Origin of the sequence: Pseudomonas sp. C1C7, assembly GCF_013359595.1 — a bacterium.
Classification (GTDB): Bacteria; Pseudomonadota; Gammaproteobacteria; order Pseudomonadales; family Pseudomonadaceae; genus Aquipseudomonas.
This window is the reverse complement of record NZ_JABFMP010000025.1, coordinates 28,616-41,477: the sequence shown is the minus strand read 5'-3', so window position 1 is coordinate 41,477 and position 12,862 is coordinate 28,616. Positions and strand designations below refer to the sequence as shown.

General features: G+C 62.6%; 14 protein-coding genes. All 14 read left to right on the top strand.

All coding sequences use genetic code 11. The annotated features are described in order from the left end of the window. Positions 1–161 precede the first annotated feature (161 nt). The 14 genes from HNO86_RS19825 (at position 162) to sicA (ending at position 12,862) form a co-directional block, all read left to right on the top strand. Positions 162–896 (top strand): helix-turn-helix domain-containing protein, encoded by a 735-nt coding sequence (locus HNO86_RS19825; protein WP_372242546.1) that lies wholly within the window; start codon positions 162–164, stop codon positions 894–896. An 8-nt stretch (positions 897–904) separates the two neighbouring features. Continuing rightward, the gene (gene sctC, locus HNO86_RS19820) at positions 905–2,560 is read left to right on the top strand and encodes a type III secretion system outer membrane ring subunit SctC (protein WP_178131282.1); all 1,656 of its coding nucleotides are present in this window, start codon (positions 905–907) and stop codon (positions 2,558–2,560) included. Then, a complete protein-coding gene (gene sctW / locus HNO86_RS19815; RefSeq protein ID WP_175378623.1) occupies positions 2,557–3,663 on the top strand; it encodes a type III secretion system gatekeeper subunit SctW in 1,107 nt (368 codons plus the stop codon). The genes sctC and sctW overlap by 4 nt, the downstream gene beginning before the upstream one ends. A gap of 23 nt (positions 3,664–3,686) precedes the next feature. Next, positions 3,687–5,732 carry an EscV/YscV/HrcV family type III secretion system export apparatus protein gene (locus HNO86_RS19810; protein ID WP_175378622.1) on the top strand — a complete coding sequence of 682 codons (2,046 nt, stop codon included), beginning with the start codon at positions 3,687–3,689 and terminating at the stop codon, positions 5,730–5,732. A 21-nt stretch (positions 5,733–5,753) separates the two neighbouring features. Beyond that, complete coding sequence (locus HNO86_RS19805) at positions 5,754–6,152, top strand: Invasion protein B family (protein ID WP_178131286.1); 399 nt, start codon at positions 5,754–5,756, stop codon at positions 6,150–6,152. Continuing rightward, on the top strand, positions 6,152–7,426 hold the full coding sequence (gene sctN / locus HNO86_RS19800) for a type III secretion system ATPase SctN (RefSeq protein WP_175378620.1): 1,275 nt from the start codon (positions 6,152–6,154) through the stop codon (positions 7,424–7,426). Before HNO86_RS19805 ends, sctN begins: the two co-directional genes overlap by 1 nt. Further along, on the top strand, positions 7,423–7,878 hold the full coding sequence (locus tag HNO86_RS19795) for a type III secretion protein (protein ID WP_175378619.1): 456 nt from the start codon (positions 7,423–7,425) through the stop codon (positions 7,876–7,878). Before sctN ends, HNO86_RS19795 begins: the two co-directional genes overlap by 4 nt. 38 nt (positions 7,879–7,916) lie before the next feature. Then, entirely contained in the window at positions 7,917–8,609 is a 693-nt protein-coding gene (locus HNO86_RS19790) for an invasion protein (RefSeq protein ID WP_372242545.1), read from the top strand. Next, a complete protein-coding gene (locus HNO86_RS19785) occupies positions 8,606–9,517 on the top strand; it encodes a FliM/FliN family flagellar motor switch protein (protein ID WP_175378617.1) in 912 nt (303 codons plus the stop codon). Before HNO86_RS19790 ends, HNO86_RS19785 begins: the two co-directional genes overlap by 4 nt. Then, positions 9,510–10,169, top strand: a complete 660-nt coding sequence (locus tag HNO86_RS19780; RefSeq protein WP_175378616.1) for an EscR/YscR/HrcR family type III secretion system export apparatus protein — start codon at positions 9,510–9,512, stop codon at positions 10,167–10,169. Before HNO86_RS19785 ends, HNO86_RS19780 begins: the two co-directional genes overlap by 8 nt. Before the next feature lie 9 nt (positions 10,170–10,178). Further along, the gene (locus tag HNO86_RS19775; protein ID WP_020795892.1) at positions 10,179–10,433 is read left to right on the top strand and encodes an EscS/YscS/HrcS family type III secretion system export apparatus protein; all 255 of its coding nucleotides are present in this window, start codon (positions 10,179–10,181) and stop codon (positions 10,431–10,433) included. 4 nt (positions 10,434–10,437) lie between these two features. Further along, positions 10,438–11,232: a type III secretion system export apparatus subunit SctT gene (gene sctT / locus HNO86_RS19770; RefSeq protein ID WP_175378615.1), complete on the top strand. Its 795-nt coding sequence runs from the start codon at positions 10,438–10,440 to the stop codon at positions 11,230–11,232. Then, positions 11,213–12,247 (top strand): EscU/YscU/HrcU family type III secretion system export apparatus switch protein, encoded by a 1,035-nt coding sequence (locus tag HNO86_RS19765; protein WP_175378614.1) that lies wholly within the window; start codon positions 11,213–11,215, stop codon positions 12,245–12,247. Before sctT ends, HNO86_RS19765 begins: the two co-directional genes overlap by 20 nt. A gap of 117 nt (positions 12,248–12,364) precedes the next feature. Beyond that, positions 12,365–12,862: a type III secretion system translocator chaperone SicA gene (sicA, locus tag HNO86_RS19760; protein ID WP_306167731.1), complete on the top strand. Its 498-nt coding sequence runs from the start codon at positions 12,365–12,367 to the stop codon at positions 12,860–12,862.

Genomic DNA, 12,862 nt, shown 5'->3' with positions numbered 1-12,862 from the left:
GCCATTGTCCCGACACGCCTTCCGTCGTTGGTCTGCGTGCTGATGCCTGAATGGGTGCAAGGCATATGCCAGCGCGGATTTCATCAGCTTGGCATCAGGATTCGACGCAGCCCCTCCTGCATCCTGCCGGCCTTCCTCGTCAGGTCGCAAAGGAGGCTGGCGTGCCCCTCGAATCGCCCCGCGCAACACGTATCCCGGACATCCGTCTCAATGAGCGGGTGCTGCATGTGTGTGTCGTTCAGGCCGCCGTTTGCCTGACCCCGACAGACTGTGTGTCAAGCTGCTGCCTGCCACCTGGCTGGCAAGGCCTGATTGCCCTGAGCCATGGGTTTGAAGCCCCCGACGGTCTTCAGGCCCAGCCGATCCCACAGGCACCGCTGGTGAAGCTGCAGGTGTTCATCGACCTGGCGAGCGCGCCGCTCGATCAACGTTCCGGCCCGCTCCCATGGGCGCTGTTGCCGGTCGCTTACCCCAAGGTGCAAACGGAGCAGGCGCTCGAGCGCTGGTACCTCGAACAGGCAATGGCCGGCGGCGAGGCTTATCAGGCCTTCGCCAGCGTGCTGCGCCACAGCGAAAGCTACGGCCTGGTGCGCTTCCTGCTGGAGCAGGGCACCCACAGCGAGAAACTCGGCACCCTGGCGCAGCGCTACGGGGTTTCGGTGTCGCATTTTCGTCGGTTGTGCCGGCAAGCGCTGGGCACCGCCGCCAAGCCGGCCCTGCGTGGCTGGCGCACGGCCCAGGCGCTGTTGAACATGAGCCTGCGCGAAGGCTCGCTGACGGATGTGGCGCTGGAGTTCGGCTTCGCGTCCTCCTCGCATTTCTCCAGGGAAATCCGCGAACTGGTGGGCTTCACCCCCAGCAGCCTCGCCGACATTACCTACCTGCCGGGCAAGTGAATCGCCGCATGTCTTCTCTGTCTGTCTTGCCCCTCTGGCTGAGTGCCGCGCTGCTGATGGCGCCGATTTCGGCCCAGGCCGCTGTCTATGAGTTCGAGGCCCGGGAGCAAAGCGCGCGGACATTTTTCGGCGAACTGTACGGCGCCCTCGGCAAGCCGGTGATCGTCAGCAAGGCGGCTGCGGCCAAGCGGGTTTCCGGCACCTTCGACCTGCGCACACCGCAACGCACCTTTGAGCGCATCGCCTTGCAGATGGGGCTGATCTGGTACAGCGACGGCCAGGCGATTTACCTGTACGACGCCCCGGAAATCAAAAGCGCGATGATCTCCCTGCAGACCCTGACCGTGGCCAGGCTGCAAGGCTTTCTCGAGCGTTCCGGGCTGTATGATCCTCGTTATCCGTTGCGCCACGACGGCCTGCGCACCTTCCATGTGTCGGGCCCGCCGATGTACGTCGACCTGGTGGTGCAGGCGGCCGGGATGATGGACAACCAGCGCTCGGAACTGCTGCTGGGCAAGCAGCAGATCGGTGTGATCCAGGTGCGCAATACTTTCGTCAGCGACCGTAAATACGAGCTGCGCGACGACAAGGTGACCATTCCCGGGCTGGCCACGGTGATCGAACAATTGCTGCGCGGCGAGAAGCGTGAGGTCGAGCCGGCCTTGGCGCAGCCACAAATACAGCCGCAGCCGCAACGTCTACAGGGTTTGATGCCGGCATTCCCGCTGGAAGGCTTGGCAAACGCAGCGTCGGAAAAAGACCCCGCCGCACCACGAGTCATCGCCCGTGACGTTGCCGCCGGCAACATCCGGGTGGTCGCCTATCCCGACACCAACAGCCTGCTGGTCAAGGGACTGCCGGAGCAGGTGCGCTTCATCGAGAACCTGGTGAGCGCGCTGGATACGCCCAAACGCCACGTCGAGCTGTCGCTGTGGATCATCGATCTGCACAAGGACGAACTCAATCAGCTGGGCATCAATTGGCAGGGGACGCTGAACGCCGGCGGCAAGTTTTCCGCCTCGCTCAATGCCGGCTCCGCGACCACCCTGGACGGCGCGTCGTTTGTCACCCAGGTCATGGCGCTGGAGCGCAGCAACCGGGCGAACGTGGTGTCCCGGCCGGTGATTCTCACCCAGGAAAACGTGCCGGCGATCTTCGACAACAACCGCACCTTCTACGCGCCTCTGGTTGGCGAGCGCAGTGTCGATCTGCAACACGTGACCTACGGCACCCTGGTCAACGTACTGCCGCGTTTTGCCCAGGCCAACGAAGTGGAAATGTCGCTGAACATCGAGGACGGCAACGAAGTTGAACGGCCTGATCAAACGACGCAACCGGGTACCTTGCCCACGGTCGGCCGCACCCGCATCAGCACCGTGGCGCGGGTACCCCAGGGCAAGAGTCTGCTGGTGGGCGGATTCACCCGTGACGACAACACCGAACAGGTCGGGCGAATTCCGGTACTGGGTTCGATCCCTTGGATTGGGCGCTTGTTCAGCTATCGCCAAAGCCGATCAGCCAACACCGTGCGGGTGTTTTTGATTCAACCCCGGGAGATTCGCGACGCGTTGCCCGTCGACGGTTTTGAGTCCGGCTCGCGACTGCTGACCCCGGAGCAGCATGAGCGCGTGCGTCGATCCTATTTTCGAATGGCACAACCATGATCCTGCCGTCGATTTCCACAGGCGGCCGGTCGGCCCAGGCACGGCTCAACACCGAGAAGGCGGCGGAACATCCGCAGCCTCAAGCGGATATCGATATCGATCTCGACGACAGCGGCACCGTCGCGGCAGTGCAACGCTTCGTGCAAATCAGCGACGAGATGTCTGCTGCGTTGGCGCAGTTCCGCGGACGACGCAACTTCGAACTCAAATCCGACACCCTGACCGACAACTTCGAGCGGGTGCTGGACGACGACACCGTGCCCAAGGCGAAGCAGGTCCTCAGCCTCGCACGACTGGCGGACAAGCCCGTCGCCTGGCTGCTGGATATGGCCCGCAGCCTGTTCCCCGATGACAGCGACCTGGCGCTGGTGCTGCGTGAGCTGCTGCGCCGGAAAAAACTCGAAGCGCGCACCCGTCAAAGACTCGAAGCCCTGTTGCAGACCGTGGTCGTCCAGGCGTCCCCCAAACGCCTGAACGCCGGGATCAACACCGCGCTCAAAGCCCGAATGTTCGGCTCGAGCATGGCCGTGCGCGCGGCGCTGTTGCGCGAAACCTACCGCGATTTTCTCGAGTCCGACGAAGGCCCGCTCGAGTGCTATCAGGACTGGATCGCCCTCTACGGACCCGATCAGCGCCTGAACGTGCTGACCTTCATCGAGGCCGCGCTGCTCACTGACATCAGCGCCCAGGACCCCAGTTGTTCCCGCGCCGAATTCGGCGATCTGCTGGCCAAGGTCAACGACCTCAAACACCTGCGTTCGGCTGACGAACTGTTCGTCGGTCGCCTGCTCGCCGACACGCTCATCTGCCGCCACAACCCCCATGAGGCGGATTGGCTGGTGTTCCTGTTCGGCGTATTGGCCTATCCCGACGACCTCGACCAGCTGCTGCTCGGCGCCCTGGGTGAGTGTGTGTTGCTCAGCACCCACCACGAACGATCGGCCCTGTTGCAGACCCTGCGCCGCCTCAGCCTGCAATTGCCCGTGCCGCTGTTCGCCGATGAACAGGCGCCGCTGCGTCTGGCAGAACAATTCACCCGGCTGGCGGATGTCGCCTACGCCCATGAATGCATCGAACGCCGACGTCTCGGCGGTTGCCCATGACCTTCCCCCGGAACTGACCCGCCATGCTCAATGTGTTTTTGCGCAATGTCGGCGCTCGCCCGGAGCTGCTGATCCTGACGCTGATGGTGATGATCATCGCCACGCTGATCATTCCGCTGCCCACGGCGTTGGTGGATTTTCTGATCGGCCTGAACATCGTCATTTCCCTGCTGGTGTTCATGGGCTCGTTCTACATCGAACGCATCCTCAGCTTCTCCACCTTTCCAGCCTTGCTGCTGTTGACCACGCTGTTTCGCCTGGCGCTGTCGATCAGCACCAGCCGGTTGATCCTCAGCCAGGCCGATGCGGGGGAGATCATCGCGTCTTTCGGCGAGTTTGTGATCGGCGAGAGTCTGGTGGTGGGTTTCGTGATCTTTTCCATCGTCACCATCGTGCAGTTCATCGTCATCACCAAGGGCTCGGAGCGGGTGGCGGAAGTGGCGGCGCGCTTCTCCCTGGATGGCATGCCGGGCAAGCAGATGAGCATCGACGGCGACCTCAAGGCCGGTGCCATCACCGCCGAGGAAGCCAGGGAAAAACGCAGCGTGCTGGAGCGCGAAAGCCAGCTGTACGGCTCGTTCGACGGCGCCATGAAGTTCATCAAGGGCGATGCGATCGCCGGCATCATCATTATTTTCGTCAACTTCATCGGCGGCATGGCCATCGGCATCGGGCAGATGGGCATGGACCTGTCCACGGCACTGTCGACCTACACCCTGTTGACCATCGGCGATGGCCTGGTTGCGCAGATTCCGGCACTGCTGATCGCCATCGGCGCCGGTTTCATCGTCACCCGGGTCAACGGCGATGACGCCAACCTGGGGCGCAACATGCTCGCGCAAATGCTCGGTCACCCGTTCGTGCTCGGTGTGACGGCGTTGCTGGCGGTGGGCGTTGGCCTGCTGCCCGGTTTTCCGCTGCTGACCTTCCTGCCGATTGCCGTGGCTCTGGCGCTGCTGGTGTTCTTCCGCCAGCGCAAGGCCGCCAGAGGTGAAGGCCCTGACAACGTTCCGCCGTCGAACCAGGGCGACACACCAGGCGCTTCAGGCCTGCTCGAAGACATCGACAACATCGCCACCGAGACCATCGCGCTGATGCTGCTGGTGCCCGCCGCGCGTCTGGAGGAACTGAACAGGGCACGCTGGGCGGCGCGCTTTCGCAGCCAGTTCTTCGTCGATTACGGCCTGCGCATTCCCGAGCCGCAATTGCGCGCCAGCGAGGCGTTGCCGGCGCATCAGGTGGCGGTGCTGATCAACGAAGTGCGCGCCGAGCAATTCGATATCCATTTCGATCACTGGCGCCTGCTCGACTATTCGCCGGAGCTGGAATCCCTGGGGTTGGCGCTGGTGCGCGGCAACGACAGCAATCGCCTGGGCGGGGTCTGGGTCAATGCCTCCGACCGCGAGCGCGTGCAGCAGCTGGGTTATCACCTGCGACCGGCGGACGAGGAGTGCTATCGCTGCCTGGTCACCTTGCTGGCGCGCAACATCCAGGAATTTTTCGGGGTCCAGGAAACCAAGCAGCTGCTGGATGAAATGGAAAGCCGCTGCCCGGACCTGCTCAAGGAAGTCTATCGCCACGTCACCGTGCAGAAGATCGCCGAGGTGCTGCAGCGCCTGATCGGCGAGCGCATTTCGGTGCGCAACATGAAGCTGATTCTCGAAACCCTGGCCCATTGGGCCTCCCGGGAAAAGGACGCGCTGGCGCTGGTCGAGCACGTGCGCGGCGCCATGGCCCGCTACATCAGCAACAAGTTTGCCCAAGGCAACGACCTGCGCGTGCTGCTGTTGTCGGCGGAGTTCGAAGAGGTGGTGCGGCGCGGTATCCGGCAAACCTCGGGCGGCAGCTTCATCAACCTGGAGCCTGCCGAATCCGAGGACCTGATGGACCGCCTCAGCGTCGGCCTGGACAACGTACACATCGCCCACAAGGACATGGTGCTGCTGTGTTCGGTGGATGTGCGGCGCTACATCAAGAAGCTGATCGAGGGACGTTTTCGCGAGCTGGACGTGATGTCGTTCGGCGAAGTCTGCGAGACCGTCTCGGTCAATGTGATCAAAACCCTGTAAGGAAATCTGCCCGTGATAACCATGGATATTGCCGATCTGTTGCGCGATGCGCTGCGTCACAGCGGCTGCGCCGAAAGCCAGATCGGCCAATTCGACAGCCACAGCACCATCGAAATGCAGATGAAGGAGTTGCCGGCGATCAACGTCGGCGAGGTGGGCGGGGAGGTGTGGGTCTGGGCCGCGGTGATGGAGACCGGGGCTGCGCCATTGAGCCACAGCGCCTTTGCGCTGCTGCAGATCCTGCTCCAGGGTTGCCCCTGGTCGCGCAGCGGGCAATTGCACCTGTGCGAGGCCCAGGGCCAGCTCGAACTGCGCCTGATGTGCAACGACAAGGCCCTCGACGACGGGCGCAGCTTCGCCCGGGCGCTGGATCATTTCGTCGAAGTGCTCGAAGAAATCCACGGCATCCTGCGCCTGTGATGATCCGTGCGGCGGCCCACCCGTTGCGGCTCAGCGGCCCGTTGATCGAGGCGGCGCTGGGCCAGGTGGTGATCGGTGAGATCTGCGAGGTGCGCAGGCACTGGCGCTCGCCCGAGGTGGCGGCCAGGGCGCAGGTCATCGGCTTCAAGCCCGATGCGGTGCTGCTGAGTCTGCTCGGCGATGCCCGGGGCTTGTCGCGGGAGTCGATGATCGTGCCCACCGGCGCGACCCTGCAACTGGCCTGCAGCGAGGCGTTGCTTGGCAGTGTGGTCGATCCTCGGGGCAACATCGTCGAGCGTCTGGCGCCGTCCACGGCGCTGGCGCAACAGGATTATCCGGTGGATGCCGATCCGCCGTCGTACCAGCACAGGCGCGGGGTGCAGACGCCGTTGCGCACGGGCATCCGGGTCATCGACGGCTTGCTGACCTGCGGCGTGGGGCAGCGCGTCGGGATTTTCGCCGCCGCCGGTTCCGGCAAGACCACCCTGATCAACATGCTGATCGAGCACACCGACGCCGATGTATTTGTCATCGGCCTGATCGGCGAGCGTGGTCGGGAGGTGACCGAATTCATCGAGCTTCTGCGCCAGTCGGACAAACGCGAACGCTGTGTGGTGGTGTTCGCCACTTCGGATTTTTCTTCGGTGGATCGCTGCAATTCGGCGCTGCAGGCCACCGCCATCGCCGAGTATTTTCGCGACCGGGGCCGGCGAGTGGTGTTGTTGCTGGATTCGCTGACGCGTTATGCCAGAGCCCGTCGCGATCTGGCCCTGGCCGCCGGGGAAGCGCCGGCGCGTCGGGGTTATCCGGCTTCCGTTTTTGATGCCTTGCCGCGCTTGCTGGAACGCCCCGGCGTGACCGCTTCGGGCAGCATCACCGCCTTCTACACGGTGCTGCTCGAAAGCGACGACGAACCGGATCCGATTGCCGAAGAGATCCGCTCGATTCTCGACGGCCATGTCTATCTCGGCCGGGCGCTGGCGGCCAAAGGTCACTACCCGGCCATCGATGTGTTGCGCAGCGTGAGCCGCGTGGCGACGCAGGTCACAGAGCCTGAAGTGCAGCAACTGGCGGCAGCGACCCGGGACACTCTGACGCGGCTGGAACAGTTGCAGATCTTCCTCGACATGGGCGAATACACCCAGGGTGCGGACGCGGCCAACGACCGGGCGCTGCAACGCCGCGATGCCCTTGGACAGTGGCTGCGTCAGCCCACGGGTGAATGCTGTGATCCGGAAGAAACCCTGCGTCGATTGCGGGAGCTGATGGCATGAGTCCATTGGCCGATCGTCGCCGGCTGTTGGCGCTCAGCGTGTTCCGACAGCAGCGCGCAGAACTGGCGATAACCCGTAGCCGCCAGCAATTGCGGCCACTGCTTCAGGAACGGGACAGCTTCGCCGGGCAGGAGGCGGCGCTGCACAACCTGTTGGCCAGCCATCGTGCCGAGGATTGCGTGCTTGACCACGGACAACTGCTGGCGCTGCTGCGCAGGCAGGCGGTGATCCGGCGGCAGATCGATCTGTTGCGCGTGGAGCGTGAGCGGGTCAATCAGCAGTGCCGAGAGGTTGAGCAGCGGTTGCAGGAGCAGCGCGAGCATTTGCGCCTGGTCCAACGTAAGCACGACAAATACGAGCGCTCTGTCCGGCAGCTGGTGCGTGGGCAAAGGCTGGAGCAGGTGCGTCGGGAAGAGTGGGAAATCGAAGAGATGAGCGGAGTTCGTCGATGAAGGAGTTGTCGGTCATTTCACTGTTGCCGGTTCAACCTGTGGATCTGGTCGGCGAAGGTCCGATGGGTGAGCTGCAGGACCGGTTGATTCCCGTGCAGGAGGATGAGTTGCCGCAGGGTGTGCTGGAGCTGATGTCGACTTTGGTTCTGCGACCTGTTGTGGCGGTGGTTGAGCAGGACAGTGCCGGGCAGCCGGCGCAGAACAGACCTGCCGATCTTCGTTTGCCGCGCGCTGTGGTGCCTGCGGCTCCCACCATCGACAAAATCGTTGCGCAGCCGTTGATGATCGAGCCTTTATCAAGCGCGGTCGAGGTTCTGCCGGATGTGCCGACCGTCCGCGTCGAAGGTCAAAGACCCGAGGCTCTGTATGAACGCCCGATGCCGTCGATTGCACCCTTTGCTGTACCGGTGAAAGTCCCTCTGTCGTCGCCAAAGATTCCCCACACGGTCATGGAAGCCATCCCCGAAACGCGGCCGGATTCGCCCAGGAATCTATTGCAGGTCCCATTCAACAAAGGCCTAGTCAGTGGTCAGGTGACGATCAGCCGAGTGTCCGATGAACCTGTCCGCAATCTGCAACTCAGTCCGAGCAATACCCAGGTTTTCGAACACCTCAAAGTGTCACTGGAACAGGTTCGCGAACCCACCTGGCGCCTGACCGACAGCCGTGACGAACAACAACGTCAGGGCTCCCGGCAAGCGCCCGATGACGAGCAGAACGACGACGCATGAGCTTGCTGAAATTACGCCGGATCAACCTGCAAGCCCATGCCGTTTCGCAGGCCGTTCAGCGCTGGCGCTATGCCGGTGTCGACGCAGGCTCCAGTGTTCCTCCAGGGCAATCGGGCTACCTGCGGTTCTGCGTGTCTGGCGAAGGAGGGGAGTGGCAGGGTCTGATCGACGCCCGCGACTGGTTGCATCAATCGCTGCCGGGATTGCAGTCGCTACTGATCGTCGAGTGTTCACTGACAACCATCGCCGAGCTGTTCCGTGCCGTGTCGCAACCGCTGCTGATGGATGTGGATGACCTGCAATACCGGGAAATTTACGACGTCGAATCTATCGCTCCCCATCAATTGCCCACGCAGGAAATGCCATGGCTCGATACCGCTCAGGGCCGCGTGTGGATCACTCGATTACCACCCGCCAGGGCTACCGGCCCAGCCCATGAAGACAATGGCTGGCTAAGCGATCTGCCATTTCGCCTGGACCTGAAACTGGGCTTCAGCCACCTGCATCACACCCACGCAATCCGCCTGAAAACCGGCGATGTCCTGCGGATCGCTCAGCGCGCCCAACGCTGTTGCCTGGGGGATCGATGCCTGGGCTTCTTCTCCTTTACCGAACAGGGAATACACATGCAGTCGAGCGATACCGACCCACAGGACGCGCCTGAACCCGACCTCGATCCGGGCGCGCTGCCCGTCAAGCTGGAGTTCGTGCTGGCGACCCACGACATCGACCTGGCGAGGCTCTCGCAGATCGCCTCCGGGCAACTGATCCCGCTGGCGGACGATGCCGCGCAACGCATCGAAGTGCGCGCCAACGGCAAGCCCGTGGCCCGCGGCGAACTGGTGCAACTCGACGAGCAGTTGGGTGTGGAGTTGCTCGAGGTCTACCGGAACCCGCGCGATGAATGACGTTTCGCTGATCGCCCTTTTGGCGTTCGCCTCGCTGCTGCCGTTCCTGGTGGCGGCGGGCACCTGCTATATCAAGTTTTCCATCGTCTTCGTCATCGTGCGCAACGCCCTGGGTTTGCAGCAGGTGCCGTCGAACATGACGCTCAATGCCATCGCCCTGATGCTGGCGATCTTCGTCATGACCCCGGTGATGAAGCAGGGCTACGGCTACTACAAGCGCGAAGCGGTGGCTTTCACCGATCTCGAGGCGGTGGTGGATTTCGCCGAGAACGGCCTGGGTGGCTACAAGGATTACCTGCGTAAATACACCGACCCGGAACTGGCGCTGTTCTTCGAGCGGGCACAGGCGATTCAGAGTGAAAACCAGGACGAGCTGCCTGCCGATGAAGAACTCACGCCTTCGCTGTTTGCGCTGCTACCGGCCTACGCCCTGAGTGAAATCAAAAGCGCCTTCAAGATCGGCTTCTACCTGTACCTGCCGTTCGTGATCGTCGATCTGGTGATCTCCAGCATCCTGCTGGCGCTGGGCATGATGATGATGAGCCCGGTGATCATTTCCGTGCCGATCAAGCTGGTGCTGTTCGTCGCCCTCGATGGCTGGGCGCTGCTGTCGACCGGGCTGGTCAAGCAGTACCTGACGTTGCTGGCGTAGGGGACGGTCATGAACGATCTGGTGTATGCCGGCAACAAGACCCTGTACCTGATCCTGCTGATGGTGGCCTGGCCGATCATCGTCGCTACGGTGGTGGGGCTGGTGGTCGGCCTGATCCAGACCGTGACCCAGTTGCAGGAGCAGACCTTGCCCTTCGGCTTCAAGCTGCTGGCGGTCGCCGCGTGCCTGTTCCTGCTCTCGGGCTGGTACGGCGAAACCCTGCTGGATTTCAGTCGCGAAGTCATCCGTCTGGCCCTGGGTTAGCTTGATGTCGGTGACGCTGCTTTTCGACTTGTACGCCTGGTTCGCCAGTGCGCTTCTTGGCGTGGCCCGGCTGGCGCCGATTTTCTTCATGCTGCCGTTTCTCAACAGCGGGGTGCTCACCGGGGCGCCGCGTCAGGCGGTGATCGTGCTGGTGGCGTTGGGGTTCTGGCCCTATGTCGGGGTGCCGCTGCCGGCTCTGGATGGAGTGGCGTTTTTCGGTCTGCTGCTGCGGGAGGCGGGCATCGGCGTCTTGCTGGGCTGTCTCTTGTGTTGGCCGTTCTGGGTGTTGCATGCCATGGGCAACCTGATCGACAACCAGCGCGGGGCGATGCTCAGCAGCACCGTGGACCCGGCCAACGGTGTCGATACGTCGGAGCTGGCGAACTTCCTGCAGCTGTTCGCCGCCGCGGTGTATCTCGAAGGCGGCGGCATGCTGCTGATGCTTGAAACCGTGGGCCACAGTTATCGCCTCTGCACGCCGGCGAACGGCTGCGAGGTGCAGCTGCAACCGATTCTGCAACTGCTCGATGCCCTGGTGAGCAAGACATTGGTGATCAGCGCACCGGTGGTGGCAACGCTGCTGATCAGCGAAGCGTTGCTCGGGCTGCTCTCGCGTTACGCGCCGCAGATGAACGCGTTTTCGGTGTCGCTGACGATCAAGAGCCTGGTGGCGCTGGTGGTGCTGATGTTGTATTTCGGCGTGCACCTGCCGGACGAGGTGCTGCGCATGGGGATTAACTCCCAGGCATTGGAGCCGTATCTGCAAGGGGAGCAGGGCGATGTCGTCCAGCGCCTCTAAAACCGAGAAGCCCACGCCCAAGCGCCTGCGCGATGCGGCGCGCAAGGGCCAGACCTTCAAGGCCAAGGATCTGGTGATCACCTGCCTGACGCTGTGCGGCATCAGCTACATGGTGTTCAACAGCTCGCTGATCGAAGTCATGGAGGCCTATCGACGGATCATCGCCAGCGATTTCGATGCCGACTTGCAGAAGTACTCGGCGATGCTGGTGGTCGTGGGGCTCAAGGCGCTGTTGCCGCTGCTGCTGGTGTGCGTCCTGACCAGCGCGCTGCCGGCGCTGCTGCAAAGCGGTTTCGCCCTGGCCAGCGAAGCCCTGAAGCTGAATTTCGGCGCCCTGAACCCGGTTAATGGTTTCAAGAAACTGTTCAGCCTGCGCACCGTCAAGGACACCGTCAAAGCGCTCTTGTACCTGGGCAGTTTTGCCCTGGCGCTGTGGATTGTCTGGATCACCCAGCGGCAATTGCTGTTCGCACAGTTGTTCGCCGAGGCGCCGGAGCTGTTTGCCATCTGGGGGCGCCTGTTGCTGGTGCTGGTGCTGGCGTTTCTGCTCTGCGTGCTGCTGATCGTGGTGCTCGATGCGCTGAGCGAGTACTTCCTGTTCATGAAGGACCAGATGATGGACAAGGACTCGGTCAAGCGCGAACACAAGGAACAGGACGGCAACCCGGACATCAAGCGCCGCCGCCAGGACCTGCACCGCGAACTGCTGTCGGAGCAGGTCAAATCCGATGTGCGCAACTCGCGAATGATCATCGCCAACCCGACCCACATCGCCATCGGCGTGTACTTCCGCCCGGAAATCACCGTACTGCCGTTCATCTCCCTGATGGAAACCAACCAGCGCGCCCTGGCCGTACGCGCCTACGCCAGACAGGTCGGCGTGCCGGTCATCAACGACATCGCCCTGGCCCGACGCATCTACAAGACCCACCAGCGCTACAGCTTCCTTCAGGTGCAGGAGGTCGAGGAAGTCCTGCGCCTGTTGATCTGGCTCGAACAGGTCGAACAAGCCTGACAGACCCGACACGAACCCTGTAGGAGCGGGGTATGAGCGCAATTTGGCAGCGAGGCAGGCGATGTCTTTGGCTCAATGCCCCCGTCAGCCACGCTGACGTCTTTCAGGAGTGTGCTGATGAGTCGCAACAACCAACAAAACGAACAGGTCGCCCTCGAGGTCGTGGATGCGGTTCTGGCCGGGGCGCCGTTGAAGGATGTGCAGGGCATCAGCGATGAGCAGATGAACCACCTGTATGCCTTCGCCTACCAGTTCTACGAGCAGGGACGGCTGGACGATGCCGAGAAGTTCTTCCACTTCCTGTGCATCTACGACTTCTACAACAGCCAGTACTGGATGGGCCTGGCGGCGGTGCATCAACTCAAACACAACCACCAGAAGGCGATCGACCTCTACGCGATCGCCTTCGCCCAGGGCAAGAACGACTACCGGCCGATGTTCTACAGCGGTCAGTGCCAGCTCGCCCTGGGTCGGATCGGCAAGGCCCGGCTGTGTTTCGAGTACGCGCTGGAGCACGCCACGCAAGATGATCTGCGAGAGCAGGCCCGGGTCTATCTCGAGAGCCTGAGGCATATGGAGATGCACGATTCAGTGGAAAAAGGATCAGAGGAATAA

Coding starts and splice junctions, on each gene's coding strand:
- sctN (WP_175378620.1), top strand. CDS start 6,152: ATGATCCGTGCGGCGGCCCACCCGTTGCGGCTCAGCGGCCCGTTGATC.
- HNO86_RS19765 (WP_175378614.1), top strand. CDS start 11,213: ATGTCGTCCAGCGCCTCTAAAACCGAGAAGCCCACGCCCAAGCGCCTG.
- HNO86_RS19795 (WP_175378619.1), top strand. CDS start 7,423: ATGAGTCCATTGGCCGATCGTCGCCGGCTGTTGGCGCTCAGCGTGTTC.
- HNO86_RS19805 (WP_178131286.1), top strand. CDS start 5,754: ATGGATATTGCCGATCTGTTGCGCGATGCGCTGCGTCACAGCGGCTGC.
- HNO86_RS19810 (WP_175378622.1), top strand. CDS start 3,687: ATGCTCAATGTGTTTTTGCGCAATGTCGGCGCTCGCCCGGAGCTGCTG.
- HNO86_RS19785 (WP_175378617.1), top strand. CDS start 8,606: ATGAGCTTGCTGAAATTACGCCGGATCAACCTGCAAGCCCATGCCGTT.
- HNO86_RS19775 (WP_020795892.1), top strand. CDS start 10,179: ATGAACGATCTGGTGTATGCCGGCAACAAGACCCTGTACCTGATCCTG.
- sicA (WP_306167731.1), top strand. CDS start 12,365: ATGAGTCGCAACAACCAACAAAACGAACAGGTCGCCCTCGAGGTCGTG.
- sctW (WP_175378623.1), top strand. CDS start 2,557: ATGATCCTGCCGTCGATTTCCACAGGCGGCCGGTCGGCCCAGGCACGG.
- sctC (WP_178131282.1), top strand. CDS start 905: ATGTCTTCTCTGTCTGTCTTGCCCCTCTGGCTGAGTGCCGCGCTGCTG.
- HNO86_RS19780 (WP_175378616.1), top strand. CDS start 9,510: ATGAATGACGTTTCGCTGATCGCCCTTTTGGCGTTCGCCTCGCTGCTG.
- sctT (WP_175378615.1), top strand. CDS start 10,438: ATGTCGGTGACGCTGCTTTTCGACTTGTACGCCTGGTTCGCCAGTGCG.